25 protein-coding genes are annotated in these 26,246 nt (G+C 67.0%); 18 read left to right on the plus strand and 7 right to left on the minus strand.

What is annotated here, in order from left to right; translation table 11 throughout:
- The first annotated feature begins 112 nt into the window (after positions 1 to 112).
- The 12 genes from ACSFBL_RS20550 (at position 113) to ACSFBL_RS20605 (ending at position 13,224) form a co-directional block, all read left to right on the plus strand.
- The gene (locus ACSFBL_RS20550) at positions 113 to 673 is read left to right on the plus strand and encodes a DUF3302 domain-containing protein (protein WP_435517663.1); all 561 of its coding nucleotides are present in this window, start codon (positions 113 to 115) and stop codon (positions 671 to 673) included.
- A complete protein-coding gene (locus tag ACSFBL_RS20555; protein WP_435517664.1) occupies positions 673 to 1,893 on the plus strand; it encodes an HlyD family secretion protein in 1,221 nt (406 codons plus the stop codon). The genes ACSFBL_RS20550 and ACSFBL_RS20555 overlap by 1 nt, the downstream gene beginning before the upstream one ends.
- Entirely contained in the window at positions 1,893 to 3,338 is a 1,446-nt protein-coding gene (locus ACSFBL_RS20560; protein WP_435517665.1) for a TolC family protein, read from the plus strand. Before ACSFBL_RS20555 ends, ACSFBL_RS20560 begins: the two co-directional genes overlap by 1 nt.
- Positions 3,339 to 3,460: 122 nt before the next feature.
- Positions 3,461 to 5,824, plus strand: coding sequence for a DUF3141 domain-containing protein (locus tag ACSFBL_RS20565; protein WP_435517666.1), 2,364 nt, complete (start codon positions 3,461 to 3,463; stop codon positions 5,822 to 5,824).
- Positions 5,821 to 6,759, plus strand: coding sequence for a phosphate acetyltransferase (locus ACSFBL_RS20570; protein WP_435517667.1), 939 nt, complete (start codon positions 5,821 to 5,823; stop codon positions 6,757 to 6,759). Before ACSFBL_RS20565 ends, ACSFBL_RS20570 begins: the two co-directional genes overlap by 4 nt.
- A 4-nt stretch (positions 6,760 to 6,763) precedes the next feature.
- Positions 6,764 to 7,957: an acetate/propionate family kinase gene (locus ACSFBL_RS20575; protein ID WP_435517668.1), complete on the plus strand. Its 1,194-nt coding sequence runs from the start codon at positions 6,764 to 6,766 to the stop codon at positions 7,955 to 7,957.
- Positions 7,954 to 8,736: an enoyl-ACP reductase FabI gene (gene fabI / locus ACSFBL_RS20580; RefSeq protein WP_435517669.1), complete on the plus strand. Its 783-nt coding sequence runs from the start codon at positions 7,954 to 7,956 to the stop codon at positions 8,734 to 8,736. The genes ACSFBL_RS20575 and fabI overlap by 4 nt, the downstream gene beginning before the upstream one ends.
- A 27-nt stretch (positions 8,737 to 8,763) precedes the next feature.
- Positions 8,764 to 9,018 carry an RNA-binding protein gene (locus ACSFBL_RS20585; protein ID WP_435517670.1) on the plus strand — a complete coding sequence of 85 codons (255 nt, stop codon included), beginning with the start codon at positions 8,764 to 8,766 and terminating at the stop codon, positions 9,016 to 9,018.
- 98 nt (positions 9,019 to 9,116) lie between these two features.
- Positions 9,117 to 10,064: a hypothetical protein gene (locus ACSFBL_RS20590; protein WP_435517671.1), complete on the plus strand. Its 948-nt coding sequence runs from the start codon at positions 9,117 to 9,119 to the stop codon at positions 10,062 to 10,064.
- 32 nt (positions 10,065 to 10,096) lie between these two features.
- A complete protein-coding gene (gene ppk2 / locus ACSFBL_RS20595) occupies positions 10,097 to 10,978 on the plus strand; it encodes a polyphosphate kinase 2 (protein WP_435517672.1) in 882 nt (293 codons plus the stop codon).
- A gap of 13 nt (positions 10,979 to 10,991) precedes the next feature.
- Positions 10,992 to 11,537 (plus strand): GNAT family N-acetyltransferase, encoded by a 546-nt coding sequence (locus ACSFBL_RS20600; RefSeq protein WP_435517673.1) that lies wholly within the window; start codon positions 10,992 to 10,994, stop codon positions 11,535 to 11,537.
- Complete coding sequence (locus ACSFBL_RS20605; RefSeq protein WP_435517674.1) at positions 11,521 to 13,224, plus strand: SulP family inorganic anion transporter; 1,704 nt, start codon at positions 11,521 to 11,523, stop codon at positions 13,222 to 13,224. Before ACSFBL_RS20600 ends, ACSFBL_RS20605 begins: the two co-directional genes overlap by 17 nt.
- On the opposite strand, the gene ACSFBL_RS20610 is transcribed toward ACSFBL_RS20605, so the two are convergent.
- From ACSFBL_RS20610 to ACSFBL_RS20620, 3 genes are all read right to left on the minus strand, one after another.
- Positions 13,209 to 14,150, minus strand: coding sequence for a DUF2950 domain-containing protein (locus ACSFBL_RS20610; RefSeq protein WP_435517675.1), 942 nt, complete (start codon positions 14,148 to 14,150; stop codon positions 13,209 to 13,211). The two genes, ACSFBL_RS20605 and ACSFBL_RS20610, sit on opposite strands and share 16 nt — an antisense overlap.
- Positions 14,151 to 14,167: 17 nt before the next feature.
- The gene (locus tag ACSFBL_RS20615) at positions 14,168 to 15,646 is read right to left on the minus strand and encodes a DUF3300 domain-containing protein (protein ID WP_435517676.1); all 1,479 of its coding nucleotides are present in this window, start codon (positions 15,644 to 15,646) and stop codon (positions 14,168 to 14,170) included.
- Between the two features lie 147 nt (positions 15,647 to 15,793).
- Positions 15,794 to 16,708 carry a hypothetical protein gene (locus tag ACSFBL_RS20620; protein ID WP_435517677.1) on the minus strand — a complete coding sequence of 305 codons (915 nt, stop codon included), beginning with the start codon at positions 16,706 to 16,708 and terminating at the stop codon, positions 15,794 to 15,796.
- Between the two features lie 162 nt (positions 16,709 to 16,870).
- On the opposite strand from ACSFBL_RS20620, the gene ACSFBL_RS20625 reads away from it, so the two are divergent.
- From ACSFBL_RS20625 to ACSFBL_RS20640, 4 genes are read left to right on the plus strand one after another with little or no spacing between them, the layout of a single operon-like run.
- A complete protein-coding gene (locus ACSFBL_RS20625) occupies positions 16,871 to 18,355 on the plus strand; it encodes a DUF4331 domain-containing protein (RefSeq protein ID WP_435517678.1) in 1,485 nt (494 codons plus the stop codon).
- A 10-nt stretch (positions 18,356 to 18,365) separates the two neighbouring features.
- Positions 18,366 to 18,629, plus strand: a complete 264-nt coding sequence (locus tag ACSFBL_RS20630; RefSeq protein ID WP_435517679.1) for a hypothetical protein — start codon at positions 18,366 to 18,368, stop codon at positions 18,627 to 18,629.
- A complete protein-coding gene (locus tag ACSFBL_RS20635) occupies positions 18,629 to 19,828 on the plus strand; it encodes a tetratricopeptide repeat protein (RefSeq protein WP_435517680.1) in 1,200 nt (399 codons plus the stop codon). The genes ACSFBL_RS20630 and ACSFBL_RS20635 overlap by 1 nt, the downstream gene beginning before the upstream one ends.
- A 1-nt stretch (position 19,829) precedes the next feature.
- Positions 19,830 to 21,032, plus strand: a complete 1,203-nt coding sequence (locus tag ACSFBL_RS20640) for a HupE/UreJ family protein (protein ID WP_435517681.1) — start codon at positions 19,830 to 19,832, stop codon at positions 21,030 to 21,032.
- Here the strand turns inward: ACSFBL_RS20640 and ACSFBL_RS20645 are convergent.
- The 4 genes from ACSFBL_RS20645 to ACSFBL_RS20660 form a co-directional block, all read right to left on the minus strand.
- Complete coding sequence (locus ACSFBL_RS20645; protein WP_435517682.1) at positions 21,029 to 21,244, minus strand: hypothetical protein; 216 nt, start codon at positions 21,242 to 21,244, stop codon at positions 21,029 to 21,031. The two genes, ACSFBL_RS20640 and ACSFBL_RS20645, sit on opposite strands and share 4 nt — an antisense overlap.
- Before the next feature lie 28 nt (positions 21,245 to 21,272).
- A complete protein-coding gene (locus ACSFBL_RS20650) occupies positions 21,273 to 21,539 on the minus strand; it encodes a pentapeptide MXKDX repeat protein (RefSeq protein WP_435517683.1) in 267 nt (88 codons plus the stop codon).
- An 87-nt stretch (positions 21,540 to 21,626) separates the two neighbouring features.
- On the minus strand, positions 21,627 to 22,427 hold the full coding sequence (locus ACSFBL_RS20655) for a molybdopterin-binding protein (protein ID WP_435517684.1): 801 nt from the start codon (positions 22,425 to 22,427) through the stop codon (positions 21,627 to 21,629).
- Entirely contained in the window at positions 22,424 to 23,050 is a 627-nt protein-coding gene (locus ACSFBL_RS20660) for a cytochrome b/b6 domain-containing protein (RefSeq protein WP_435517685.1), read from the minus strand. Before ACSFBL_RS20660 ends, ACSFBL_RS20655 begins: the two co-directional genes overlap by 4 nt.
- A 97-nt stretch (positions 23,051 to 23,147) precedes the next feature.
- Here ACSFBL_RS20660 and ACSFBL_RS20665 point away from each other — a divergent pair, with 97 nt between their 5' ends.
- A complete protein-coding gene (locus ACSFBL_RS20665) occupies positions 23,148 to 23,864 on the plus strand; it encodes a response regulator transcription factor (RefSeq protein ID WP_435517686.1) in 717 nt (238 codons plus the stop codon).
- On the plus strand, positions 23,861 to 25,324 hold the full coding sequence (locus ACSFBL_RS20670; RefSeq protein ID WP_435517687.1) for a sensor histidine kinase: 1,464 nt from the start codon (positions 23,861 to 23,863) through the stop codon (positions 25,322 to 25,324). The genes ACSFBL_RS20665 and ACSFBL_RS20670 overlap by 4 nt, the downstream gene beginning before the upstream one ends.
- The last annotated feature ends 922 nt before the right edge of the window (positions 25,325 to 26,246 follow it).

Genomic DNA, 26,246 nt, shown 5'->3' on the forward strand with positions numbered 1-26,246 from the left:
TCCATCAATCGCGCGAGCGCTTCGTATAGGATGCCCGCGTTGACGTTTGTCAATTGACGCGTCCACGACTCCTCTAGCATTTCCCCATCACTGCGAAGAACAGGAACCTGCCATGCGTCGCTCCCCGACGGGTCTGAGTTCGATCGCGCCTGCATTCATCGGCATCGGCGCGCTCGTGGCCCCTTTCGCGGCGAACGCGTCGTTCCTGCCGCCCGAGATGATGGCGTCGGCGGCCACCGGCCTGGCGTGGTTCATCATCTTCGTGGTTCCCATCGCCGGCATCGTGCTGTTCTGGATGGTGCATGTCCTGCCGGAGAAGATCGCGCACAAGCGGCACCATCCCCAGCGGGACGCGATCAAGACGCTCTGCCTGCTGTCGCTGTTCTTCGGTGGCCTGCTGTGGCCGATCGCCTGGCTGTGGGCCTACGTGAAGCCCGTGGCCTATCGGGCGGCCTACGGCACCGAGAAACACGACGACTACTTCCACGAGACGGGCGAAAAGGCCCGCTCGGGCGAATTGCTGGAGCATGAGATCGCGCACCTGCGCGAAGAACTCGATGTGATGGATGCCAAGGGCACATTGACCGCGGAGCTCAAGCAGTTGCGCAGGGACCTGGCGGCGGTGTCACCGGCCTCGGTCGATGCGGCCGTCGCAAGAGAGGCGAATACCTGATGGAAGCACTGCTCCTTGCCATCTACGCCTTCTTCGTCTGGCTCTTCTTCATCAAGCTGAAGTGGCTGCCGTGGAACACCGCGACCCAGGTCACGGTGGTGATCATCCCGATCGTCGCGCTCACGGCGCTGATCCTGACGCTCAATGTCGTTGCCCCTTCGACGGCCGATGTCCGGGTCGTCAAGTACGTCGTTCAGATCGTGCCGCAGGTGCGCGGGCGCGTGCTGGAGGTGCCGGTCGAACCCAACCGGCTCGTGAAGAAGGGCGAACTGCTGTTCCGCATCGATCCGACCCAATACCAGAACGAGCTCAACGCGGCCAAGGCGCGGCTTGCCGCCGACGAGGCGAAGTTCGCCGCGGCCGGCGCGGGCCTCGTCGATGCATCGGCGGGCGCGCGTCAGTTGCAGGAGCAACTCAAGTCGGCCACGGGTCAGGTCAGGGCGCTGCAGCCGAGACTGGAACTCGCACGGCTGCGGGTCCGGCAGAACCAGGAGCTGGTGGCCAGCGGCGCGGGCGACAAGTTCGCCCTGGAGCAAGCCCAGTCCAACCTGATCGAACTGCAGGCCCAGATCGCGACGGCGACGGCCAACGAGGCCCAGGTCACGCAGAAGCTGGCGGGACAGGTCAATGGCGAGCAGGCGACCGTGGCGTCGGCACGGGCCCAGCTCGCGACGGCCAAGGCGCAGGTCGACATCAGCCGCGCGGATCTCGGCAACGCGCAATGGAATCTCGACCAGACGACCGTCTACGCGCCCTCGAATGGCTATGCGATCAACGTCCAGCTCCGGCCGGGCTCGTTCGTGGTTTCGATCCCCTTGTCGCCCGCGATGACCTTCGTCGAGGAGACCTACCAGGTGATCGCGCTCTACGCGCAGAACGAACTGCGGCTCGTGGCGCCGGGTGACCGGGCGGAGTTCACGCTCGCGACCTATCCGGGCCACATCTTCTCGGCCAAGGTCGATTCCATCGTCTGGGCCCAGGGACAGGGGCAGGTGCCAATCTCGGGCACGCTCCCGCAGACAGGTGTCTACCCGCAGGTGCCGGGCCGATTCCCCGTCAAGCTCATCGTCGACGAGAAGGACGCCAGCACCTTCCTCGCCGCCGGTGCGGACGGCCAGGGTGCGATCTACACCGAGCACGTGGAGATGATCCACATCATCCGGATGGTGATCCTTCGCGTCGGCTCGATCACCAACTACCTCGTCCTGAAGCTGCACTGATGCGCGCACCGTCCTTTCGCCTGCGGATTCTCGCGACGGCCCTGGCCGCGGGGCTGGCGGGCTGCGCGCTCAAGGATCCACCGACGGGCGCCGAACTGCAGCAGGAGGTGCTGCCGCAGGCACCCGTGCCGGCGCAGTACCGGGCGGGCGGCGGCGCCGCGGCGCCGGTGGCCGACCGCTGGTTGGCGAGTTTCGACGAGCCCGCCCTGACGGCGCTGGTCAACGAGGCATTGATCTACAACGCCGACCTGCGGGTGGCCGCGACGCGTGTCGAGCAGGCCGCCGGGTACGTGAAGGTGGCCTCTGGCGCCTTGCTGCCCTCGGTCGGCGTGATCGGCCTGGGCGGCGGCAAGTCGGGCGGTGGTGGCGGGCTGGACGGCGTCTTCCTGAATGCCTCGCTGGAACTCGACGTGTGGGGCCGCCTGCGCTACGGCCGGGCAGCGGCGAGGGAGCAAGCCGCGGCTGCCGAAGCGGACTACGCCTATGCGCGCCAGTCGCTTGCGGCGCTGGTCGCCAAGGCATGGTTCCTGGCGGTAGAGGCCGGGCTGCAGCGCGTGATCGCGCAGGACGCGCTGGGTTCCGCCGACACGCTCTCGCGGATGGCCGGCGACCGGCTGCGCGTCGGCAACGGCAATGCGCGGGAAGTGGCGCAGGCGCGCGCGAACGTGGGCACCTATCGCGACACGCTGAAGCAGGTCGAGCTTTCGCGCGAGCAGGCCCTGCGTGCGCTCGAACTGCTCGTCGGCCGGTATCCGGCGGCGGAGATCGCGGTGGCGGACCGGCTCTCGTCGACACCCCCGCCGGTGCCCGTGGGCGTGCCCTCCGAATTGCTGGAGCGCCGGCCCGACATGGTGGCTGCCGAGCGTCGCGTCGCGGCGGCTTTCAACCGCGTGGGCGAAGCCAAGGCGGCGCAACTCCCGAGGATCAGCCTGACGGCGGGCGGGAGCAACGTGTCGAGCGAACTGATCGTGCTGAAGGACGTCAGCAGTCCGGTGTGGAGCCTCGGCGCCAACCTGATCGCGCCGCTCTACCAGGGCGGCGCGCTGCGGGCCCAGGTCGAGATCCGGACGGCCGAGCAGAAGCAGGCGGTCGCCGAATACGCGCGTGCGGGCCAGAAGGCCTTCGGCGAGGTCGAGAACGCCCTGGGCGCGGAATCGGTCTTGCGAGAGCGCGATGCCATCCTCGAAGCGACCGTGCGAGACAGCGCGGACGCGCTGGAACTGTCCCGCACCCAGTTCCGCGTCGGCAGCGCCGACCTGCGAACGGTCGAGCAGAGCCAGCTCTCCCTGTACGCGGCGCGCACTTCGCGCCTGCGTGTGCAGACCGAGCAGTTGGCCCAGCGCATCAATCTCTACCTGGCGTTGGGCGGCGGCTTCGACCTGCCGGCCATGGCCACGTCGTCCGAGGCCCTCGCGAACGGGGGCGGCACGGTCGTCGCCAAGTGAGAAGGCTGTAACAGCAGCGCGCAGACGCGCCGCGTTTGAGAACGATCAATGTCCGTCGGCCCCGACCGGGGTAGCTTCGCAGTTTGCGGTGCACCAAACTTCACCTTCCGAAAGGTCGAGCCATGGACGCAGGAGCGCAACTCGCGCAAAACCAGCGGATCGGAACGAGGATCGCCACGCTCCTACAGAAGCGCGTGCAGATCGCGCAGGAGCAGTTCGCCCGGCGCGTCAACCAGGCGCTGGAGAAGGAAAGCGACGACTGGCCGTCGAACGTGATGGCAAGCCTGAATCCGCTGAGCGGCTACCAGTACGCGGTCGACGCCGCCCAACGATCGATCCTCTTCTGGGACACCTTGTGGAAGCGCGGCAACAACTTCGTCGAGCGTGCGTCGCAGGGCCTGACGCCGGTGCTGCATTTCGACTCCGAACTCATCCTCGACGGCCGCCAGTTCGATCGCCCGGTCAACTACGCATTGCTTCGCATCACGCCGCCGGACGGCGTCACCATCGACCCCGCGCGGCGGCCCTACCTGATCATCGACCCGCGCGCCGGCCACGGCCCGGGCATCGGCGGCTTCAAGGACGATTCGCAGGTCGGCGTCGCGCTGCGGGCGGGCCATCCGGTGTACTTCGTGATCTTCTTCCGCGATCCCGAACCGGGCCAGACGCTGCTCGACGTCTGCAACGCGGAGCAGCAGTTCGTGAAGAAGGTGCGCGCGCTGCACCCCGACAGCCCGAAGCCGGCCATCGTCGGTAACTGCCAGGGCGGATGGGCCGCGATGATGCTGGCCGCCTCCGACCCGGAGATCACCGGGCCGATCGTCATCAACGGTGCCCCGATGTCCTACTGGGGCGGGGCCTGGAGCGAAGGCGAGGGCGACAACCCGATGCGCTACGCGGGCGGCCTGCTGGGGGGAACGTGGCTGTCGTCCATGACCGCCGACCTGGGCAACGGCAAGTTCGACGGCGCCCATCTCGTCCAGAACTTCGAGAACCTCAACCCCGCGAACAGCCTCTGGGACAAGTACTACCACCTGTTCGACCAGGCCGACACCGAGCCGCCGCGCTTCCTGGAGTTCGAGCGCTGGTGGGGCGGGTACTACCTGATGAACCGCGAGGAGATCGAATGGATCACCCGCAATCTCTTCGTGGGCAACAAGCTGTGGTCGGGTGACGTCAAGTCCGGCGACGACAAGCCCTTCGACCTGCGCGACATCCAGTCGCCGATCGTGCTGTTCGCATCGATGGGGGACAACATCACGCCGCCGCAGCAGGCCTTCAACTGGGTGGCGGACGTCTACGGCAGCACCGCTGAAATCAAGGCGCGCGGGCAGGTCATCGTCGGCCTCCTGCACGGCAGCATCGGCCATCTCGGCATCTTCGTGTCCGGCTCCGTGGCGAAGAAGGAGCACACGCAGATCGTGTCGGTGCTCAAGAGCATCGAACTGCTGCCGCCCGGCCTCTACGGCATGGAGATCACCGAGAAGAAGGGGAAGGGCACCGCACCCGAGTACGAGGTCGCGTTCCGCGAGTACCGGCTGGAAGACATCGTGGCGCGCATCAACCGCTTCCAGCGCGAGGACGAGAAGCCGTTCGAGGCGGTGGCGGCGTTGTCGGACTTCAACCAGCGGGCCTACGAGCTGTTCGCGCGGCCGCTCGTGCAGGCCACATCGAACGAGACCACGGCGGACCTGCTGCGCAAGTTCCATCCGCTGCGCGTGCAGAACTGGGCGGTTTCGAGCCTCAATCCGTGGCTGTCGTGGATCGCGCCCGCTGCCGAGTCGGTGAAGGCCGGCCGCCAGGCGATCGCGAAGGACCATCCCATGCGGCGAAGCGAGCAGTTCGGCGCCGAACTGGTCAGTGCCTCGCTCGATCTCTACCGCGCGATGCGCGACGCGATGACGGAGGCCCAGTTTTTCGCCATCTACGCCAACATGCAGAACCTCGTCGCCGACGACGCGCAGGGGCGTGCAGCGTCCGAGGCCCTCGCGCCCAGGGATCTGCCGGAGGTCAGCGAGGCACTCGCCGCCATCTCGCAGGGCGGCTATGTCGAAGCCCTGGCGCGCGTGGCCTTCCTGCTCGCGCCCGGCGGCGAGCCGCTGCCCTTGTCGCGGCTGGACATGCGACGGGAACTGATCGACGACTATGCGGACTTTCTCCCCGACCTGCCACCGCATCGCTGGCGCGTCATTCGCGGCGTGCAGGAAATCATCGCGCGACTCGAGCCCGACGGGGCGGTCGAGACGCTGCCCGACTTGCTGGCGGAACCGGCCGACCGCGAACGCCTCCTGTCGCTCCTCGACAAGCTGGCCGCGGACCCGCACGTCTGGCAGGCCACACCGACGGCCGACCAGGTGGCCATGGTGAGGCGCATCCGTACCGCGCTGGGCGCCAAGGGGCCCAAGGAGAGTCGCCGCTCGGTGGTGGTGCGCGGAAAGTTCCCGCCGGCAAGACGGCCACCCCCACGCAGGAAGGCTTCATCATGAGCGCGAAGCACGAGAAGTACCACCGGCTGATCGAGGCCTGCAAGGCGCTGTTGCCCACGCCGACGGCCGTGGTGCACCCCTGCGATACGAGTTCGCTCGAAGGCATGCGGGAAGCGGCCCGGCTGGGGTTGATCGCGCCGATCCTCGTCGGCCCGCGCGCGCGCATCGAGGCCACGGCCAAGTCGATCGCCCTGGACATCGCCGGCATCCCGATCGTCGATGCACCCCACAGCCACGCCGCGGCAGAGAAGGCGGTTCAACTGGTGCACGAAGGCACGGTCGAGGCGTTGATGAAGGGCAGCCTGCACACGGACGAACTGATGGCCGCGGTGGTGAAGCGCGACGGGGGCTTGCGTACCGAACGCCGCATCAGCCACTGCTTCGTGATGGACGTGCCCAGCTACGAACACGCGCTGATCATCACCGACGCCGCCGTCAGCATCGCGCCGAGCCTGGAGGACAAGGTCGACATCCTGCAGAACGCGATCGACCTGGCGCACGCATTGCGGATGGATGACGTGCGGGTCGCCATTCTCTCGGCCATGGAAACGGTCAATCCGAAGGTGCCGTCCACGGTCGAGGCCGCGGCGCTGTGCAAGATGGTGGACCGGCACCAGATCACCGGCGCGGTCGTCGACGGGCCGCTCGCTCTGGACAACGCGATCAACCTCGAAGCCGCGAAGATCAAGCAGATCGATTCGCCGGTCGCCGGACGCGCCAACGTGCTGATGGTGCCGAATCTCGAATCGGGGAACATGCTCGCCAAGAGCCTCTCGTTCCTCGCAGGTGCGGATGCGGCGGGCATCGTCCTCGGCGCACGGGTCCCGATCATCCTGACCAGCAGGGCTGATTCGGTGATTGCGCGGCTGGCGTCATGCGCGGTCGCCGCGATGGTCGCAAGGGCCCGCCGCGAGAGCGCGGCGGTGATGGGCTGATGCCATGACCGACGTGATCCTGGTGCTGAACGCGGGCTCGTCGAGCATCAAGTTCAGCGCGTTCGCGACGACGGGGCCCGAACTCGAACTGATCCTGCATGGCCAGGTCGAGGGGCTCTTCACCGCACCGAAATTCGCCGCTGTCGACAGGCACGGCGCCCAGGTCGGCGCCAAGGCCTGGGGCGAGGGCATCGAACTGGGGCACGCGGGCGCCATCGAGCACCTTGCCGGCTTCCTGCGCGACCACCGCGAGGGCTATGCGTTGAGTGCCGTCGGTCATCGCGTCGTGCACGGCGGCATGGCGTTTTCGGAGGCCGTGCGCATCACGCCCGAGGTTGTCTCGGCGCTGTCGGCGCTGGCGCCCCTGGCACCGCTGCACCAGCCGCACAACCTCAAGGCCATCGAGATCGTGGCGGCGCAGCGCCCGGACCTGCCCCAGGTGGCCTGCTTCGACACGGCCTTCCATCGCATGCAGCCCGAGGTGGCCCAGGCCTTCGCGCTGCCGTCCTCCATCACGGAACTCGGCGTGCGGCGCTACGGGTTCCATGGCCTGTCCTACGAGTACATCGCGAGCGTGCTTCCCGAGTTCGATCCGAAGGCGGCAGCGGGCCGCACCGTCGTCGCGCACCTCGGCAATGGCGCCAGCATGTGCGCGATGTCGGCGGGACGCAGCCTCGCGAGCACCATGGGTTTCACCGCTGTCGACGGGCTGCCGATGGGCACGCGCAGCGGTACCCTCGACCCCGGCGTCATCCTTTACCTGCAGGATGAGCTGCGGATGGACGTGCGCGCGGTCGAGGACCTGATCTACAAGCAGTCGGGACTGCTCGGCGTATCGGGCGTGTCGAGCGACATGCGCGCCCTGCTGGCCAGCGACGACGACCGTGCCCGGTTCGCCATCGCGCTCTATGCGTACCGGATCGGCCGCGAACTCGGATCGCTGGCCGCGGCGGCGCAGGGCCTCGATGCGCTGGTCTTCACCGCCGGCATCGGCCAGCACGCCGCATCGGTGCGCGAGCGCGTCTGCCGCGACGCGGCGTGGCTGGGCCTGGAGCTGGACCCGGATGCCAACCAAGCCGGCGGCCCGCGCATCAGCACGGCTTCGAGCAAGGTCGCTGCGTGGGTAATCCCGACGGACGAGGAACAGATGATCGCGCGCCATACCCGTCGGGTCGTTGAATCTGGGAGTGAACGATGACGCTTGAACTGCCCCGTCCGCTGCTCAAGGGCGCCAAGGTCCTGGTCTGCGGAATCGCCAATGAGCATTCGATCGCGTACGGATGCGCGGCCGCGTTTCGCGAACTGGGCGCGGACCTGGCCATCACCTACGCGGGCGAGAAGGCCCGGGCGCATGTTGAGCCCGTCGCGAAAGGGCTCGATGCGCCGATCTTCATGCCGCTGGACGTGTCGAAGCCCGGCGAGCTCGAAGCCCTGTTCGGCCGGATCGAAAGCGAATGGGGCCGGCTCGACGTGCTGGTGCACTCGTTGGCCTGGGCGCCGAAGGACGACCTGCAGGGAGGCCTCCTAAACTGCTCCGCCGAAGGCTTTGCGCAGGCGATGGACATCTCGTGCCATTCCTTCGTGCGGATGGCCCGGCTGGCCGCACCGCTGATGAAGGACGGCGGCACGATGTTCACCATGTCGTACCACGGCGCCAACAAGGTGGTCGCCAACTACAACGTCATGGGGCCGGTCAAGGCCGCGCTGGAGGCGTCGGCGCGCTACCTCGCCTACGAACTCGGGCCCCTGGGCATTCGCGTGCACCCGATCTCGCCGGGACCGCTCAAGACGCGCGCCGCCTCCGGGCTGAAAGACTTCGACCTGCTGCTCAACGAGGCGGCCCAGCGCGCGCCGCTGGGCGAGCTGGTGGACATCATGGATGTCGGATACACCTGCGCGTTTCTTGCGACGCCTTACGCGCGGCGGCTCTCGGGTGAAACGCTGTACGTCGACGGCGGCGTGCACATCATGGCGTAGCAAGTCAGTCGCGGAAGGAGTTTGCATATGGCACGGATGTTGTTGGGAAATATCGAAAGCGGCACGTCCGAGGACGAGGTCAAGGCTTTCCTCGTGAAGTACGGGTTTCCGGAATTCGACGAAGTCGAGCACGTGCCCGGCGATGGATCGCGGCCCGCCATGCTGCTCACGTTCAGGAACGTGCAGCCGGAAGGACTGCGCAAGCTCAAGGAACGGATCCATGACATGTACTGGAAAAAGGGGCGCCTCACGGCGCGGGTCCTGAGCGACGATTTCGCCTGACCCCTGGGAGGAGGAGAAGAATCGCCATGGGAATCCTCGGCCGGCTGTTCGGCGGCAGGAGCGCCGGGCCCGCACCGCGTGACGAGGCGGTCGGCCCGATGGCGGCGCGCGTCATCGACCTGTGCCCGCGTCTGCGGCTGGCCCAGGGGCACGACGCGCGGCTGGAAGCGGTGTTGGCGAAGGCGCTGGCGCACCTTCGGCAACTCGTCGAGGCGTTTCGCCCGCCGCACCTGGCAAGCGCGGCCAGCTGGGCGACGGACCCCTACATCCGCGCATTCTTCGCGTCGGCCGACGACGTCGGCATCGCCCTCAGCCGCTCGACGGAACTGGCGGCCTTCTTCGACCAGGCGCCGGGCACGCAGGAGGCCTATGCGGTGCTGGGGATGGCAATGAACGAGCGTCGCACGCTGGGTGTTGCCCAGGAAGGCGACACCACGCGCACCGACGTGCCGCAGACGACGCTGAGCTTCAGCGATCACCAGATCCGGATCTGCGGCGCCTCGGACGCGGAATTGAGGCAGGAGGTCGTCAAGCGCATGGTGGACCAGCTGGCGATCGAGGGGCTCATGCGGCTTGCCGCCGACACCACGCGGCGCGACGTTCTGGAGCAGGAGCGTGCGCTGCTGGCGACGCGCTTGCGGCTCCTCGAACGCCAGGGCGCCGGGATGCGGTCGGTGATGGGCGGCGACGGCGAAATCGATGCCGGCGAACTGTCGCGTCTGCGCGCACAGCTCGAGGCGAACGACAGCGACCTCAAGCGCCTGGGGTCCCGTTCCGAGGCACTGAACCGTCAGCTCGACGGCATGTGCGCGATGTTCAACGACGCGAGCAAGCTGATCCACGTCTCGGGCAGGCGATTGCGCCTGAGCCGGATGAACGTCGTCCTGCCCGAACGGGGCGCGGACGAGGGCCACACGCTCGATCTGGAAATTGCCCGCGTTCCGGGCGACCCGCCGCGCGAGCGCGCTTTCGCGCTGGTGCGGGTGTCCCGGGGCGATGTGCCCCAGCCCAGGAACCTGCTGGACGAAGCCGCGCGAATGCTTTGAGAGAGTCCCACCAACCACCGATGGAGGCAGCGATGTCGAAGAGCGAGAAAAGACACCACAGGGCAAAGTCGAACCACAAGGACGAATCGAACGAGGCCTTGCCGCAAGTGCCCGAGGACGATGCCAGGCCCGCCCCGGAAAAGCGGCTGTCGAACAAGGACTACGAAAAGGCGCTGCGGGAACTGCATGTGGAGCTCGTCAAGCTGCAGCTGTGGGTGCAGCATGCCGGCCTGAAGGTGTGCATCGTCTTCGAGGGACGCGATGGCGCGGGGAAGGGCGGCACGATCAAGGCCCTCACCGAGCGCGTCAGCCCGCGGGTGTTCCGGGTCGTGGCCTTGCCGGCGCCCACCGAGCGGCAGCGTTCGCAGATGTACATCCAGCGCTATATCTCCTACCTGCCTGCGGCGGGCGAAGTCGTGATCTTCGACCGCAGCTGGTACAACCGCGCGGGGGTGGAGCGCGTGATGGGCTTCTGTTCGGAGGCGCAGGCGAAGGGCTTCCTCGCCGGCACCCCGCTGGTGGAGCGGGCGATCATCGATTCGGGCGTCATCCTGCTGAAGTACTGGCTCGAGGTCACCCCCGAAGAGCAGACCCGCAGGCTCGAGGAGCGCATCGAGGACGGCCGCAAGATCTGGAAGCTGACGCCGATGGACCTCAAGTCCTACAGCCGCTGGTTCGACTACTCGCGTGCCCGCGACGACATGTTCAGGTCCACCGACCTGCCCACCGCGCCGTGGTACGTCGTGCGTTCGGACAACAAGAAGAGCGCGCGCCTGAACATGATCAAGCACTTCCTCGCCCATGTCCCGTACGAAGAGCTGCCGCGCGAGAAGATCAAGCTGCCGAAGCGGCAAGCGCGCGGCGACTACCAGGAGCTGGATCACCCCTACCGCTTCGTGCCCGAGGTCTTCTAGGGAATCGCCCGCCATGTCGGACCTCGTACTTCCGGCGACGGTGTCGTTGCGCGACGGGCGGCAGGCGACCTTGCGCGAGATTGCGCCGGCGGACAAGGCCGCATTGCAGGCCGCCGTCGGCAGCCTGTCGGCCGATTCGCGCTACTCCCGCTTCATGGCGTCGGTCCAGGAGATACCGGACAAGATGCTCGAAGCGGCGACCCATCCGGTGCAGGACAAGGAGTTCGCGCTCGTCGCCGTGAGCGGGCACGGCCTGGACGAATCCATCATCGGCGGCGCGCGCTATGCCTCCGAGGCCGGCAGCGACACCTGCGAGTTCGCCATCACGATCGTCGACGGCTGGCAAGGCCAGGGCCTGGCGCCTCGGCTGATGGAGACGTTGATGACAGCCGCCGAAGCGCACGGCTTCCAGTGGATGGAGGGGTATGTGCTGTCGACCAACGCCTCCATGCGCGGACTCGCGAAGCGGCTCGGTTTCCAGGAGTCTCCGTTTCCCGGCGACGCCACGGTCCGTGTGGTGAAGCGCCGTCTGGGGCTCGGCGATGAAGCATCGGCCTGACCCGAGAGGCGCGAGACATTCGAGCGGCCGTGTGTGGCTTCCCGTCGCGGAGTGGCTGCGCGGCTACCAGGGCGCATGGCTGAAGGCGGACGTGATCGCCGGTCTGATCGCTGCCGCGGTCGTCATTCCCAAGGGACTGGCCTACGCGACGATCGCGGGCCTGCCGGTGCAGGTCGGCCTCTACACGGTGTTCATTCCCATGGCGATCTACGCGCTGCTCGGCAGCTCACGTCCGCTCAGCGTGAGCACGACGACCACGCTCGCGATCCTGACGGGCACGGCCTTGGCCGCGGTCACCTCCGGCGGCAACGAGGCCGACCTGTCGGCCGCATGCGCAACGCTGACCCTGCTCACCGGCGTCATCCTCGTGCTGGCGGCGTTGCTGCGACTGGGCTTCGTCGCCAACTTCATCTCGGAACCGGTGCTGGTCGGATTCAAGGCCGGCATCGGGATCGTCATCGTGGTGGACCAGATTCCCAAGCTGCTCGGCATCCATTTCGACAAGGGCGGCTTCTTCGAGAACGTGCTCTCGATCGTGAGGAGCGTGCCGGAGATTTCGGGCCCGACTCTAGCCGTGGGTGCGGCCACGGTGATCGTCCTGGTGCTCCTGGAGCACTTCACGCCGAGGGCGCCCGCGCCGCTGATCGCGGTGGCCGGGGGCATCCTCGCCATGAAGTTCCTCGGGCTCGACGCCTACGGTGTCTCGGCGGTTGGCACCGTTCCTACAGGTCTGCCGCCGCTGACAGCGCCGAGTGTCCACCTCGCGGCACAGCTCTGGCCGGCGGCATTGGGCATTGCGCTCATGAGCTTTACCGAGACCATCGCGGCAGGCCGGGCCTTCGCGGTGAGCGGGGAGCCTGCGCCACAGCCCAATCGCGAACTGCTCGCCACGGGACTTGCGAATGGCGGCGGCGCACTCTTCGGTGCGATGCCCGCGGGCGGTGGCACCACGCAGACCGCCGTGAACCATCTCGCGGGTGCACGCAGCCAGCTCGCCGAGTTGGTGACGGCCGCGGCGGCCCTGGGCACGGCGCTCTTCCTCGCGCCCTTCATCGGCCTGATGCCGCACGCAACGCTCGCGGCGGTGGTCATCGTGTATTCGATCGGCCTGATCAAGCCGGCAGAGTTCAGGGACATCGTGAAGATCCGCAAGACGGAATTCGTCTGGGCCCTGGTCGCGATGGCCGGCGTGGTGCTGCTCGGCACGCTGCAGGGCATCGTCGCGGCGATCGTCGTGTCGCTGGTGGCGCTGGCCTACCAGATGTCCGACCCGCCGCTGTATGTGCTCGGGCGCAAGCCCGGTACCAACGTGATGCGGCCGAGGACGGACGAGCATCCCCAAGACGAGCACTTTCCGGGCATGCTGGTCCTGCGGCCCGAAGGGCGCGTCTATTTCGCCAATGCGCAGCAGGTCGGCCGGAAGATGCAGGCCTTCGTCGATGAAGCCGCGCCGAAGGTCGTGCTTCTCGACATGGGCGGGGTCTTCGACCTGGAGTACACCGCGCTCAAGATGCTGATCGAAGCCGAGAAGCGGTTGCGCGACGACGGGATCCTGCTGTGGCTCGCGCGGTTGAACCCGAGCGTGCTGGAGGTGGTGCAGCGATCGCCGCTGGGCGAAACGCTGGGCCGCGATCGCATGTTCATGAACACGGAACTGGCCATCGCCCGCTATCAGCGCGTGGCTTGAGGGGACGGGGGCACCTTGCGCCAACTCGCATCCGGATTGAATCGTGTCAGTGCGCGTGCGCTGGCATCGGTGTTCGGTCCGAGATCCTTCTCGTACAGCGTGCCGTCGTGGCTGACCATGAAGCTCATCACGCCCGTCTCGCCATAGCGGATCGGCCACGCGACCAGCGCGAACCCGCTGCGCATGCGGTTGCCGATCACATAGTCGTAGGCGCCGCCCGGTGCATCCGTGCCCTGCGCCTTGAGGATCCTGAAGTGGTAGCCGTGATAGCCCTCGTCGGATCGCTGGCCGGCATACAAGGGGCCGAGCGGGCTTTCATCCTGGCCGGTGACATCGGGCCAGTAGAGGCCGTCGTGCTTGCCGGGCGAACTCACGAACTTCTGCGCGTACTCCAGTACGCCGTTGCCGTCACGATCCTTCTGCGCGTATTCCTTCTGCGCATCGAAGTAGGCGAGGGCAGCCTGCATCGCGGCGAGTTCGTTGCGCCCGATGCGACGGGTACGCATGAGGTCGAGGCCCGCGTGCGGGTCGAAGCGCCAGCCGGCCGCGCTCTTGATGATCGGTATCGGCAACGTCCAGTCGCCTTCGCCTGCGGCGAGCATCGCCCGGGCCGGGTCGTCGAGAACGACGCTGTGCCGCTTCGCCCATGCGCCGAGGAAGGTGTAGATGTCCTCCTGTTCGAAGGTGCCCTCGGGAACGAAGCGCCGCCAGTCGGGGCCGAGCACGGTTCGCAGGGCGTCGACGTCGCTCCGTGAGACGGCGTCGACGAAGGCCTGCGCCGCGGCATCCGGCGTCGGATAGGCGCGCTGTGCGAACGAAGATCCCGAGGCGAGGCAGAGGGCCGCGGTCAGGACTGCCGCCAGCGTCCTGAAAGTGGCGGTGGCTGGAAACAAGGCGCGGATGCGGTGTTCGGTAGGTTGCGTCATGGGGTCCTCCAACTTGTTCAGCGACCTCGGCCACCGCCGCCGCGCCCACCGCCGCCGCCGCCACGGCCCCCGCCTCCGCCACCGCTCATGCGGGCGCCGCCGCCACCGCCACCGCCACCCGCGCGGGCGCCGGACGCTCCGCCACCCATGTGCGCACTGCCGCCACCGGCGGGCGCGCGCGCCCCGCCACCGCTGGGGGCCGTCCGCTGCTGGGCCATGGATTGACGGCTCGCGTCGCCGCGACTCGCCTGCTGCCGGGCCTGCCCGCCGGCATCGCCGGCGCCTCGCAAGGCGTTGTCGCCGCCGCCGTGTTGTGCTCGCGACAGCCCCTGGTCGCCGCCGCCGCGTGCACCCGGTCCACTGCGGTCGCCCACTGCGTTGTCTCCCGCCCTGGGGCCGGCGCCGGCGCGGTCGCCCGCACGGTCACCGCCGCCCGCGCCTGCTCGATCGCGGTTGGTGTCTCGCGTCGCCGCTTGTGCGCGATCGCGGGCGGCGGGATCGTTGCGCAATTGATCGCGGCCCTGGCCCGGGTCCATGCCGCGCTGCTGCAACTGGGATTGCGCCTGCTGGCGCTGGGCGTCGCGCGCGGCCGTGTCGCGCCCGCGGTAGTCGTTGCGCTCGCCGGCGCCGGCGACATCCTTGCCGAACTGCTGACGGCTCGTTGAATCCCGGTAGGGCACGCCACGTCGGTTGGCCGCGTTGTGCTGGAAGTTCGTCTGGTTCGCGGCGATTTGCCGGTTGGCGTTGACGCTGTTGTAGCGGTTCACGTTCACGTTGACGTTGCCGCCGCCCCAATTGGCGTTGCCCCAGAGCGCCGCGGTTGCCGCCACGCCGACGCCGAAGGCAATGCCGGTTGCGAGCGCGGCGCCCGGGTAGTAGTACGGCGCAGGCGGGTAGTAGTAGGGCGGGTACGCGGGATAGGGCCATGTGCCGTACACCACCGTGGGGTTGTAGGCCGGCACATAGACCACCTCCGGATTGGTCGGCTCGATCTTGATCACCGTCTGCTGCGTCTGCGGCTCCTGCTCGACGATCACCTTCTGTTGCTCCGAACTCTTGAGGCTGCCCGTCTTCTGCGCCTGGCCCCGCAGCCGCTGCGCCGAGTCGAGCACATCCTTGGAGGAGGCAAGGAAGGCGTCACCCAGGTTCTGCACCCAGTCCGGCCTTTCGCCCATCATCTGCAGCACCTGCGGGAACGCGACGAGCGACTGCACGCTCGGATCCCACGGCTGGTTGGCGACCAGCTTCAGTGCCGCGTCTCCTTTCTGGTCGGGATTTGCCTTGGACCACTTGGCCGCATCCGCGACGTCCGCGGGATAGGTCGCGGCCATCAGCACCTGCGAGAGCAGCGAATCCGGGTACAGCGCGATGGGCGCCATCATCTGGTCGAGCTGCTCCCGTGAAAAGGTCGGGGCCTGCTGTGCGGCCGCCAGCGCCGGGAGCAGCGAGATGGCGATCACAAAGGCCTTCACGAGTCGGACGGCCAAGGCGCGCATATCTCCTCCTTTAGTCCTGAGGCAGGAATGGGTGGCTGAGGGCCCCATCGTCATGCAGCAGGGAGGCGCGCCGATTGATCGAAATCAATTCGCGGCCGATGGAGGAGGCCACCACGCATACGCGCGCGGGCCACCTTGACGGAACCGTCAGCAGTTGGCGCGAATGCGCCGAATGAAAGTCGCGTCGCCGACCTGCTCGGTCTCGAGGAGCGCGGTTCCTTCGCACGCTGTCCTGGACACCCGATAGCTGTACTTCGCTTCGACCAGGTTGGCGTCGATCGCACGGATGGACCGGATGCGTAGCGGCTGCGCGAACGAGCCGTAGAAGCGCGAGATGTTGGTCTCGTTGAACGGTCCGATTCCCCGTTTCGCGGGAATGATGAACGCCGCTGCGGACCTGCCATCCGCCACGGACAGTGCGCGATAGAAATTCTCCACGGCCTGAAGCTGCGGATGGCGACCCGGCTGGTGCGGGGAAGCATCCGCAGGCTTCCCTTCGGGCTTGCGCATCTCGCCGGCAGTTGGGTTCGGCTGCTGACCCAAGTCCGGCTCTGGCAAGACGGTCGAGGCGCGTGCGGTGACAAGCGTCGGCTCGGGCGGCGGCGCCTTGTTGGCGACCACCTGGGATCCGGTCGCGTTAGGGGCGGGAAGCAGCGCCTCGCGCACTGGCGCGGGCGTGGCTCTCACATGCATGAACCAGCCCATGAACCCGATCATCATGAGCACCCCGAGCGCTGCCAGTTGAACCCAGAATGCTTTCGTCTCGGACGGCAGGATGGGTTGGGGGCCGTATCCCGGCGCTGATTCCGCGCCTGATGCAGCACTGGACGGTCGAGCCGAGAGCGCCTTCATGGCTTCGAGCGCCGACGGTCCGGAAGGGGCGAATCCGGGCAGCTTCGCCGTGCACCCGATGCAGAACATCGCGGAGGTCCTGTTGCTTCGTCCGCAACGTTCACAGACGTTAGACATGTTGTTTGACGCCTTGATAAGTTGGCTTGCACGCAATCTCGCGTGTACGTCGCCGCCGGCACGCTGGATCAGCAACGGCAGCATCTTTTGCAACGAAGAGTGATCCCGGGTGTAGGCAGCGGCCCCGCGCCCGCGAGCCATTGCACTTATTTACACATCCAACGGCACTGCCGCTGCGTACAAGAGGCGGGTACTCGGTCGAGCACCTGATGACCCACGTCATTGCTATCCAGCCAACCTGTCAAGGTGATGCCCATGAGATTTTCGAACCCATCCATCCGATTCGGACTGCTTGCCACCTGCGCGATAGCCGCCGGGGGCGCCATGGCGTCCAGTCATCGCGAGGCGCCCTCCATCACGGGCATGCCGAAGGTCGATGCCACCGACTTCTACATGTTCCGCAGCTACGAGGCAGGCCGCGACGGCTTCGTGACGCTGATCGCCAACTACCAGCCCGACCAGAGCCCGTACGGCGGGCCGAACTACTTCGCGATGGATCCGAATGCGCTCTACGAGATCCATCTCGACACCGACGGCGACGCGGTGGAGAACATCACCTTCCGCTTCAAGTTCACCAACACGCTGCGCGACATCCAGTTGCCCATCGCCGGCAAGAAGGTGTCCATTCCGCTCGTACAGGCCGGCGCGATCTCGGCGCCGAACCAGGCGACAAGCAACCTGCGCGAAACCTACACGCTGGACATCGTGCGCGGCGATCGCCGCACGGGCAGGGCGGAGCCGGTCTCGATGGCCGGCGGCGGCACGGTGTTCGACAAGCCGACCGACAACATCGGCGACAAGACATTCGGCGGCCCGACCGGCTATGCAAGCTATGCGAACCAGCATCTCTATGCGGTCAACATTCCCGGCTGCAGCACGCCGGGCCGCGTGTTCGTCGGGCAGCGCAAGGATCCGTTCACCGTCGCGCTCGGACAGGTGTTCGACCTGATCAATCTCAATCCGCTCGGCTCGACCAGCGCCAACCCGGACGCGCTCGCCGGCAAGAACGTGACCACGATGGCGCTGGAAGTTCCGATCTCCTGTGTCACCACCGCGGGCAGCCCGATCGTCGGCGGCTGGACCACCGCCAGCGTGCGCCAGGGCCGGCTCATTGCCAACCCGCCGAAGAGCGGCTATGGCACGACGACACTCAACGGCGGGCCGTGGGCACAGGTCTCGCGCCTGGGCATGCCGCTGGTGAACGAGGTCGTGATCGGTTTGAAGGACAAGGACAAGTTCAACAGTTCCAAGCCAAAGGACGACGGGCAGTTCGCTGACTACGTGACGAATCCAACGCTGCCGGCGCTGATCCAGACCCTGTTCCCGAGTGCCGCTGCCCCGACCAACTTCCCGCGTACCGACCTGGTCGCTGCCTTTCTCACCGGCGTGGAGGGCGTGAACAAGCCTGCCAATGTCAAGACTTCGGAAATGCTGCGGCTCAACACCTCGGTCATGCCAACATCCAAGGCCAAGCAGAACGGGCTCGGTGTGCTGGCCGGGGACAACGCAGGTTTCCCCAACGGCCGCCGGCCCGGCGACGACGTGGTGGACGCCGAACTGCGCGTCGCGATGGGTGCGCTTTGCGTGGCCACCGGTGCGCTCGACACCTTGAAGGTCGGCTGCAAGCCAGACGACGCCCCTGCGGGCGCCGCCCCACTGACCGATGGCGCGCTGCAGAGCCCGGCGCAGTTCCCGGATGCGTTTCCGTACCTGAACACGCCGCTTCCGGGCGCTCAGTAAGGAGCACGACATGAACCGCATGATCATTCGAATCGGCCTTCCGCTGGCTGCGGCGTTGCTCGTTGTCGCCTGCGGTGGCGGCGGGGGCGGCGGCTACTTTCCGCCGATTGGCGGCGGCACGACGCCCGCCGCCGAGACCGACACCCTCGATGCCTTCCTTGCCTACGTGAAGTCGCTCGTCGCGACAGCGCTGGATACGGCGGAGCCGGCCGACGTCACGGCATTCGATCCGCCGACGACCACGGAGACCCGGGAACCCATCGCCACGCAGTGATGCGCACACCCAAAGGCCCAAGGGCTGGCCTCGCGCGATGCGGCCTGCTGGCTGGGCTGCTGTTCGCAGCCGGCGCACCACTCGCTGCCGCACCGCGCGTGCCGGCCAGCGACGACACGATCGTCGAAACGCTGCCCACCATCGCGGGTTGGTCGCGCGAGGAGCGGCGGCTGCGGCAGGCGCTGGCCCAGCGCCCGCGCGACGAAGCCACAGCGATCGCTGCCGCGCAGGCGTACCTGGAACTGGCGCGGACGCAGGGGGATGCGCGCTACGCCGGCTACGCCATGGGCGCGCTACAGGCCTGGGACGCGACAGCGGCGGCGCAGACGCCGCCCGCCGTGCTGGTGATGCGGGCCACGGTCGCGCAGTTCCTGCATGACTTCGACGGGGCCGAAGCCACGTTGAAGTCGGCGCTGGCCCGGCAGCCCGGCAACGCGCAGGCCTGGATCACGCTGGCAACCATCCTGCGCGTGCGAGGTCGCTACGTCGAGTCGGACGCCGCGTGCCGCGCGCTGGGCCGCGTCGGCCCTGCGCTCTATGGCTTGGCCTGCCTCGCCGAGAACGAGGGCCTGCGCGGCGACCATGCGTCCGCACGCGCCACCCTGCGCGGCTTGCTGGCCGATCCGGCGGTGCAGGGCACGCAGCAGGCGGGCACGCGCCAATGGCTGCTCACGAGCCTTGCTGAAATCGAGGAACTCGCGGGTCGGCCGGTCGCGGCCGAAGGCTTCTACCGGCAGGCGCTGCAGGCAGCGCCCTCGGGCTACCTGCTGATCGCCTACAGCGACTACCTGCTGCGCCAGAACCGACCCGCCGAAGTCCCTGCGCTGCTCGCGAAGGAGCCTCGCAGCGATGCGGTGCTGCTGCGACTGGCCATCGCCGCGAGGCGTCCCGCCGGCACGGGCGACGCCCGCAAGGATCTCGACGAACTTCAGGCCCGCTTCGATGCGGCGGCGCAGCGGCCGGGCAACGCCGAAGTGCATGCACGCGAAGGGGCCCTGTTCGCGCTCGACGTCGAAGGCGATGCCCGGCGTGCGCTCGATCTGGCTCGCGCCAACGTGCGCCTGCAGTGCGAGCCGATCGACCTGCTGTTGCTCGCGCGCGCCGCCAACGCCGCCCACGACGAGGCAGCACGCAGCGAACTCAAGGCACTGATGCAACGGACGGGGTTGCGCGATGCGCGGATCGACGCCGTTCTTTGACATGACGCCTGTGTCCATGCGGCGGATGCGCTGGATGAACGCGTGCCTGATCGCCTTGCTGTTCGGCTTGCTTGCAGCCGGACCGCGCACGGCGCATGCGCACAAGGCCAGCGACGCCTACCTGCAGCTGCAGACGGCCGGCGATACGGTGCAGCTGCGCTGGGACATCGCGTTGCGCGACCTCGACGCCGTGCTGGATCTCGACCGCGACGGCGACCGCCAACTGAGCTGGGGCGAAGTCAAGGGTCGCATGGACGACATCCGTGCCTATGCGCTCGCGCGCCTGCGGCTGCAGCAGGGGCGCTGTGCCTTGACCGAGGTCGCGCCGCCGGCGGTCGACGATCGCGTCGACGGTGCCTACCTCGTGTTCCAGTTGCAGGGCCGGTGCGATGCGGCAACGGCGCTGTCGATCGACTACCAGTTGTTCCGCGAAGTCGACCCCACGCACCGCGGCCTGCTACGCATCACGGCGCAGGCCGGCGATGCGCCGCAGGTGCGCTCGCTGGACCCGTCCGGCGGCCCGGTCACCCTGAACTGGCCTTCGGCATCGCGCGACACCGTGCAAGGAGCGAATGCGGCGGACACTGCGGCGCCCAATGCGAGCCTGTTCCGCGATGGCGTGCATCACATCCTGATCGGCTATGACCACATCCTGTTCCTGATCTGCCTGCTGTTGCCGGCGGTGCTGCGCCGCCGCGCCGGCGGCTGGGAGCCTGTGGTCATGTGGCGCGAAGCCGTCCTGCCGATGCTTGGCATCGTCACGATGTTCACCATCGCGCACTCCCTCACGCTGGCGCTTGCGGCACTGAACATCGTGCACATCTCGCCGCGCGTGATCGAGCCGGCCATCGCGGTCACGATCGTGCTCGCCGCGTTCGACAACATCTACCCCTTGCTGCGCGGCCGGCGGAAGCTCTTCAGCTTTCTTTTCGGCCTCATCCACGGCTTCGGATTCGCCGGGGCGCTGGCGGAGATGGAGCTTCCGACGCGAGGCTTCGCCTTGGCACTGCTGCAATTCAATCTCGGCGTGGAAGCCGGTCAGCTCGTCGTGGTGTTCTCGGCGCTCGGCTTGTTGCTGGCGATGCGCCACTGGCGTCGCTACGAGCCGGTACTGCTGCACGGCGGGTCGAGCGCTGCGCTGTTGATCGCGGGGATCTGGTTCATGGAGCGGGTCTTCGACCTCAAGGTGCTGCCGTTTTCCTAGGGACTGCGAGGCCATGACGCCTGGAATCCGCTTCGCAAGGGTTCCGCCTGGCCAGCCGTCGCGGCCGCTGGATGCGCCGCCGACGGCAGGCCCGACTGCCGGATCAGGCTGCGCTCGAGAGACAGCTGCGCACCCGCGCCGACCGCCGCAAGGGCCAGGGTCACACCAGCCAGCAGCGGCCGGCCAAGGCGCGACGGACTGAAGAAAATCATGGTGGACCCCTTGGCGCGCCATGCCGACTTACTTCTTCATCTCGTCCCTGGCCATGCCGTCCTTCGCCATACCGTCTTTCGCCATGGAATCCTTCTTCATGCCGTCCTTCGACATGCTGTCCTTGGCCATCGAATCCTTCTTCATTCCGTCCTTGGCCATGCTGTCCTTGGCCATGCTGTCCTTCGCCATCGAGTCTTTCTTCATGGCGTCCTTGCTCATGTCGTCGGCCGCGAAGGCCGAGGCGGAGCCGACGGCCACGAAGGCGGCGAGGAGCGTTGCAGAGAGCTTGTTCATTTCAGTGTCCTTGTGAATGGAAGTTTGAATGGGCACGGTTCAAATGAACACGGCCGCGCGCTTCAACAGTGCCGAGTCGGGATCGACTCAACTGCCGCCGAACCAGTTGTAGCCCTGGTCTTCCCAGTAGCCGCCAGGGTAGGTGTTGGTCACGAAAATCGCCCGGATGTGCTTGGGGTTCTTGTAGCCAAGCTTCGTGGGCATGCGCAGCTTCATCGGGAAGCCGTACTTCGGGGGAAGCGGCTGGCCGTCGTAGGTCAGCGTGAGCAGGGTTTGCGGATGCAGCGCCGTCGGCATGTCGATGCTGGTGTAGTAGTCGTCGGCGCACTTGAAGCCGACATAGCTGGCACTGGTGTCGGCGCCGATCCTGCGAAGGAAATCGGCGAAAGGAACGCCCCCCCATTTGCCGATCGCGCTCCAGCCCTCGACGCAGATATGGCGCGTGACCTGATCCCGCTGCGGCATCGCGCGAAGGTCCGCCAGCGTCCAGCTTCGCTTGTCGGCGACCAGGCCGGTGACTTCGAGCCTGAAACCGTCCTCCGCCACCTCGCGGACCTCGTTCTCGCCGTAGTAGGCGTTGAACGGAAAGGGCCGCGTGATCATCGATTCCGGATAGGTCGGCGCCAGCTGGTTCGGATCGAACAACCAGCCTTGTGCCGCGTCATTGAAGCGTGAGATGCGGGTGAGCGCCGCTTCGACCGTTGCGTTGTCGCTGATGCTGCAGCCGCTCAGCAGCGAAAGGCCGCCCAGCGTCAGCGAGCGCTGCAGGAAGGCCCGCCGTGCGGGTTGCTCGATGCGGCGGCCGATCAGCTTGCGTGCCTCGGCCAGGACCGCGTCGCTGTCAACGTCGGCCAGCGTGGCCAGGGAGGGGCGTTTGAAGATCTTCATGCTGCTTCCTTGCCGTGGCTACTCAGCATCGTGAGCAGCGTGCGCGGGACTAGCGCCACCATCACGAGGTGGACGGCGACGAAAGCCACCAGCGCGGCCATCGCGCAAAAGTGGATGCGTCGGGCGAACTCGTAGCCGCCCAGCAACTCGCGCAGACCAGCAAACTGGACCGATTTCCAGAGCACCAGACCGGACAGGACGAGCACGGCGATGTCGACCATCACGAACAGGTACGCCAGCCGCTGGACGTTGTTGTAGCGCCGCGGGTCGGCGTGCGAGAGCTTGCCGCGCAGCGCAGCGAGCGCGTCGTGCCAGATGCCGGCCGGCGACAGCGGGAAGAACTTGCGGCAGAGCCGCCCGCTCGCCACATTGAGCGCGAGATAGATCAGCCCGTTGATCGCCAGCAGCCACATCGCCGCGAAGTGCCATTGCAATGCGCCGCCCAGCCAACCGCCCAGCGTGATCGCGGGCGGAAACTCGAAGTCGAAGAGCGGCGATGCGTCATAGATGCGCCAGCCGCTGGTGACCAGCACCAACACCGCCACGGCGTTGAGCCAATGCGTGATGCGCATCCACAACGGGTGGATGGGTGCGTTGCCGGGTGTCTGCGTCTCGCGTTCCATGGGCTGGATTCTTGGGCTCACCCGATGGCCGAGTCATCACGAAGAGTTCAATTAATCGTGACAAATGCGCCACCCATATCGCCGCACAATCCATTACATGGATCCCGCCAAACGCGTTCTGATCGTCGAGGACGATGCCCACATCGCCGAACTGATGGGCATGCACCTTCAGGATGAGGGCTACGCCATCACGCACGCAGCGGATGGCGACGCCGGCATGCGCGAACTCGAGCGCGGGAGTTGGGACGCGTTGATCCTCGACCTGATGCTGCCGGGTGTCGACGGACTGGAAATCTGCCGGCGGGCCAGGGCCATGACGCGCTACACGCCGATCATCATCACCAGTGCGCGGTCGAGCGAGGTGCATCGCATCCTGGGACTTGAACTCGGCGCCGACGACTACCTGGCCAAGCCGTTCTCGGTGCTGGAACTGGTGGCGCGGGTCAGGGCGTTGCTGCGGCGCAGCGATGCGCTTGCGCGCAATGCGCGGCTGGAGGCGGGGCGCCTGGACATCGGCAACCTCGGCATCGATCCCGTCGCCCGCGAAGTGCAGGTCGATGGCAAGCCCGTCGAGCTCACGCCGCGGGAGTTCGATCTGCTGCATTTCTTCGCCCGCCATCCGGGCAAAGTGTTCTCGCGGCTCGACTTGCTCAACCATGTCTGGGGATACCAGCACGACGGCTACGAACATACCGTCAACACGCACATCAATCGCCTGCGCATGAAGATCGAGGCCGACCCATCACAGCCGCGATGCATCCTCACGGTGTGGGGGCGCGGCTACAAGCTGGCGCCGCAGGAGGGTGGATCATGAGCCCGGGTGCCAGCCTGTCGCGCCGCATCTCCCTCGTCTTCGCCGTGCTGCTGCTGGCCTGCTGCAGTGCTTCGATCTGGCTGCAGATGCATGCCAACCTGCGCTACGAGCAGGAAGTCACGCAGCGCCTTTCACGCGGGCTTGCGGCGCATATCGCCGAGAACTCGACGCTGATGCAGCGCGACGGCCTCAATCCGGCGGCCGTGACCGATCTGTTCGACAAGCTGATGGCCGTCAATCCCAGCGTCGAGGTGTACCTGCTGGACCTCGATGGACACATCCAGGGTCAGGCCGCGCCGCCCGGGCATCTGAAGCATGACCGGGTCGATCTCGCGCCAATCAAGCGGCTGCTCGACGGCGCACCCTTGCCGATCGTCGGCGACGATCCGCGCGGCAACGGTACACGCAAGGTGTTCAGCGCTGCGCCGCTGCGCGTCGACGGCCGGGAGGCCGGGTACGTCTACGTGGTGCTGTCCGGTGAGGACCGCGATACGCTGCTGGCCGATGCCGTGGCGAGCAATGTGCTGCGCACGACGTTGTGGTCGATCGCGCTGGTGGCACTGCTGGGTCTGATCGCCGGGCTGGTCGCATTCCGATGGATCACGCGGCCGCTTCGCGAACTCACAGGCGCGGTGCGCAAGTTCGAGAATGAAGGGATGGGGGCGCTTCACGACGTCGCGCCGGCCTTCGAGCGCGCCGCCCGCGGTCGGGACGAGATCGCCACACTCGCGCAGGCCTTCACGCAGATGACACGGCGCATCGCCGAACAATGGCGGGAGCTGACCCAGCAGGATCAGCAACGGCGCGAGCTGTTCGCCAACATCTCGCACGACCTGCGCACGCCGCTGACCTCGCTGCACGGCTATCTCGAGACGCTGCTGATCAAGGCAGACACGCTGGACATCTCGGAGCGACGCCGCTACCTCGAGATCGCGCTGGCGCAGAGCCGCAAGGTTGCGCGGCTGTCGCAGGAGCTGTTCGAGCTGGCGCGACTGGAATACGGTGTCGTCAAGCTCGAGAAGGAGCAGTTCGCACTGGCCGACCTCGTCCAGGACGTGTTCCAGAAATTCGAGCTGGCGGCCGAAGCGCGGCAGCAGCGGCTGGTGGCGGACATCGCGCCGGACCTGCCGGGCGTGACGGGCGACCTCGGCTTGATCGAACGCGTGCTGACCAATCTGTTGGACAACGCGATCCGTCATTCGCCCGTGGGCGGCGAGATCGTGGTGCAGTTGCAGCAGGACGAGGCGGGCGTGCGCGTCGAGGTCAGCGACACCGGTCCGGGCATTCCGACCGAACTGCGCAATGCGATCTTCACCCGGCCGATGTTTTCCTCGGCGGGCGGTCGCAGTGGCGGCCTGGGACTGGTGATCGTGAAGCGAATCCTTCAACTGCACGGCAGCGACATCCGCTTGCAGCCGCGGCCTGACAAGGGCGCGGTCTTTTGCTTCCGCCTGACCTAGCGAGAAAGCTTGGCCTGCCCGGAGGGGATCGAACCTTTATATTAGGTCGGAGGTGCCTAGCGTACGCCGATTTCAACCCTTTTCCCTTAAAAGCGAAGCATGCATCTGGTTGCATGCTAAGACTTCGGTCTTCGTTTTCGGATTTTTCTTTTTTTTTGGGGGGTGGAGGGGGGGGCGGCAGTTATCCACAGGGCAGCCTCTTCGCCAAATGAAGGTCGCTTGGTCCAGGGGGTCCTGCACATGCGCTCGCGACTGTTGAGTCCAGCAGTGCGCGGCCCAAAGGGTTACCGCGGGGGGAAGGTCTCGAGAGCTTTTTGACGTCGCGTTGTTTCGCGGAAGTAAGCCATGAAGCCGATATAAACCGCACTCCTATAGAAAGGTCCCCCTCGAACAAAACCTACCGTGCATTCCTCTCAACCCGCCGTCGAACGCCTGAACCGCGCCCATCTCCTTCCGCCATCAAAAGCCGCCGCCCTTGTCGGCAATCTCGTGAGCTACCTGCTCCATGTTCCCATTGCGGACGAACAGCCGAAGCCCTCGGTTCGCCGGACATGACCTGTACGCTGGACCTGATGGCCCTGCCCAGCGGTACGCTAATCGCCGTTCCAACGCTCCGATGCCAAGGGACCGAGATGCGCATCCTGGTTCCAATAGTTGGCGTTCAAGCGCGCCGGTGGGCGAAGGACTGCCTCATGCTCGGACGGATGGAGTTGCTGATTGCGAGCAAATCGCGCGCCGGGTGCCTCTGCATCCGCATCGAAAATCACCATGCTCGCTGGTTTCGCGCCGCCGCAGAGGGGCCACCTCGCTCGCCCCGTCCGCGACCGTCGGCAGCGTCACAATTGCTGGAAGCTGCGAGGTTGTTGTGCGAGCATCGCTCGGCGGACGTCGTCGACCAATGGTTCTGGGGTGTTGGTGCGTC

It is taken from the genome of Variovorax glacialis, assembly GCF_051216375.1.
Taxonomy (GTDB): domain Bacteria; phylum Pseudomonadota; class Gammaproteobacteria; order Burkholderiales; family Burkholderiaceae_C; genus Variovorax.

Excerpts from the sequence above, each read along its gene's own strand:
- ACSFBL_RS20570 (WP_435517667.1), top strand. The coding sequence starts at position 5,821 with ATGAGCGCGAAGCACGAGAAGTACCACCGGCTGATCGAGGCCTGCAAG.
- ACSFBL_RS20550 (WP_435517663.1), top strand. The coding sequence starts at position 113 with ATGCGTCGCTCCCCGACGGGTCTGAGTTCGATCGCGCCTGCATTCATC.
- ACSFBL_RS20650 (WP_435517683.1), bottom strand. The coding sequence starts at position 21,539 with ATGAACAAGCTCTCTGCAACGCTCCTCGCCGCCTTCGTGGCCGTCGGC.
- ACSFBL_RS20610 (WP_435517675.1), bottom strand. The coding sequence starts at position 14,150 with ATGACGCAACCTACCGAACACCGCATCCGCGCCTTGTTTCCAGCCACC.
- ACSFBL_RS20655 (WP_435517684.1), bottom strand. The coding sequence starts at position 22,427 with ATGAAGATCTTCAAACGCCCCTCCCTGGCCACGCTGGCCGACGTTGAC.
- ACSFBL_RS20590 (WP_435517671.1), top strand. The coding sequence starts at position 9,117 with ATGGCGGCGCGCGTCATCGACCTGTGCCCGCGTCTGCGGCTGGCCCAG.
- ACSFBL_RS20555 (WP_435517664.1), top strand. The coding sequence starts at position 673 with ATGGAAGCACTGCTCCTTGCCATCTACGCCTTCTTCGTCTGGCTCTTC.
- ACSFBL_RS20560 (WP_435517665.1), top strand. The coding sequence starts at position 1,893 with ATGCGCGCACCGTCCTTTCGCCTGCGGATTCTCGCGACGGCCCTGGCC.
- ACSFBL_RS20660 (WP_435517685.1), bottom strand. The coding sequence starts at position 23,050 with ATGGAACGCGAGACGCAGACACCCGGCAACGCACCCATCCACCCGTTG.
- ACSFBL_RS20585 (WP_435517670.1), top strand. The coding sequence starts at position 8,764 with ATGGCACGGATGTTGTTGGGAAATATCGAAAGCGGCACGTCCGAGGAC.
- ACSFBL_RS20600 (WP_435517673.1), top strand. The coding sequence starts at position 10,992 with ATGTCGGACCTCGTACTTCCGGCGACGGTGTCGTTGCGCGACGGGCGG.
- ACSFBL_RS20605 (WP_435517674.1), top strand. The coding sequence starts at position 11,521 with ATGAAGCATCGGCCTGACCCGAGAGGCGCGAGACATTCGAGCGGCCGT.
- ACSFBL_RS20565 (WP_435517666.1), top strand. The coding sequence starts at position 3,461 with ATGGACGCAGGAGCGCAACTCGCGCAAAACCAGCGGATCGGAACGAGG.
- ppk2 (WP_435517672.1), top strand. The coding sequence starts at position 10,097 with ATGTCGAAGAGCGAGAAAAGACACCACAGGGCAAAGTCGAACCACAAG.
- fabI (WP_435517669.1), top strand. The coding sequence starts at position 7,954 with ATGACGCTTGAACTGCCCCGTCCGCTGCTCAAGGGCGCCAAGGTCCTG.
- ACSFBL_RS20640 (WP_435517681.1), top strand. The coding sequence starts at position 19,830 with ATGACGCCTGTGTCCATGCGGCGGATGCGCTGGATGAACGCGTGCCTG.
- ACSFBL_RS20665 (WP_435517686.1), top strand. The coding sequence starts at position 23,148 with ATGGATCCCGCCAAACGCGTTCTGATCGTCGAGGACGATGCCCACATC.
- ACSFBL_RS20575 (WP_435517668.1), top strand. The coding sequence starts at position 6,764 with ATGACCGACGTGATCCTGGTGCTGAACGCGGGCTCGTCGAGCATCAAG.
- ACSFBL_RS20645 (WP_435517682.1), bottom strand. The coding sequence starts at position 21,244 with ATGATTTTCTTCAGTCCGTCGCGCCTTGGCCGGCCGCTGCTGGCTGGT.
- ACSFBL_RS20625 (WP_435517678.1), top strand. The coding sequence starts at position 16,871 with ATGAGATTTTCGAACCCATCCATCCGATTCGGACTGCTTGCCACCTGC.
- ACSFBL_RS20670 (WP_435517687.1), top strand. The coding sequence starts at position 23,861 with ATGAGCCCGGGTGCCAGCCTGTCGCGCCGCATCTCCCTCGTCTTCGCC.
- ACSFBL_RS20635 (WP_435517680.1), top strand. The coding sequence starts at position 18,629 with ATGCGCACACCCAAAGGCCCAAGGGCTGGCCTCGCGCGATGCGGCCTG.
- ACSFBL_RS20630 (WP_435517679.1), top strand. The coding sequence starts at position 18,366 with ATGAACCGCATGATCATTCGAATCGGCCTTCCGCTGGCTGCGGCGTTG.
- ACSFBL_RS20615 (WP_435517676.1), bottom strand. The coding sequence starts at position 15,646 with ATGCGCGCCTTGGCCGTCCGACTCGTGAAGGCCTTTGTGATCGCCATC.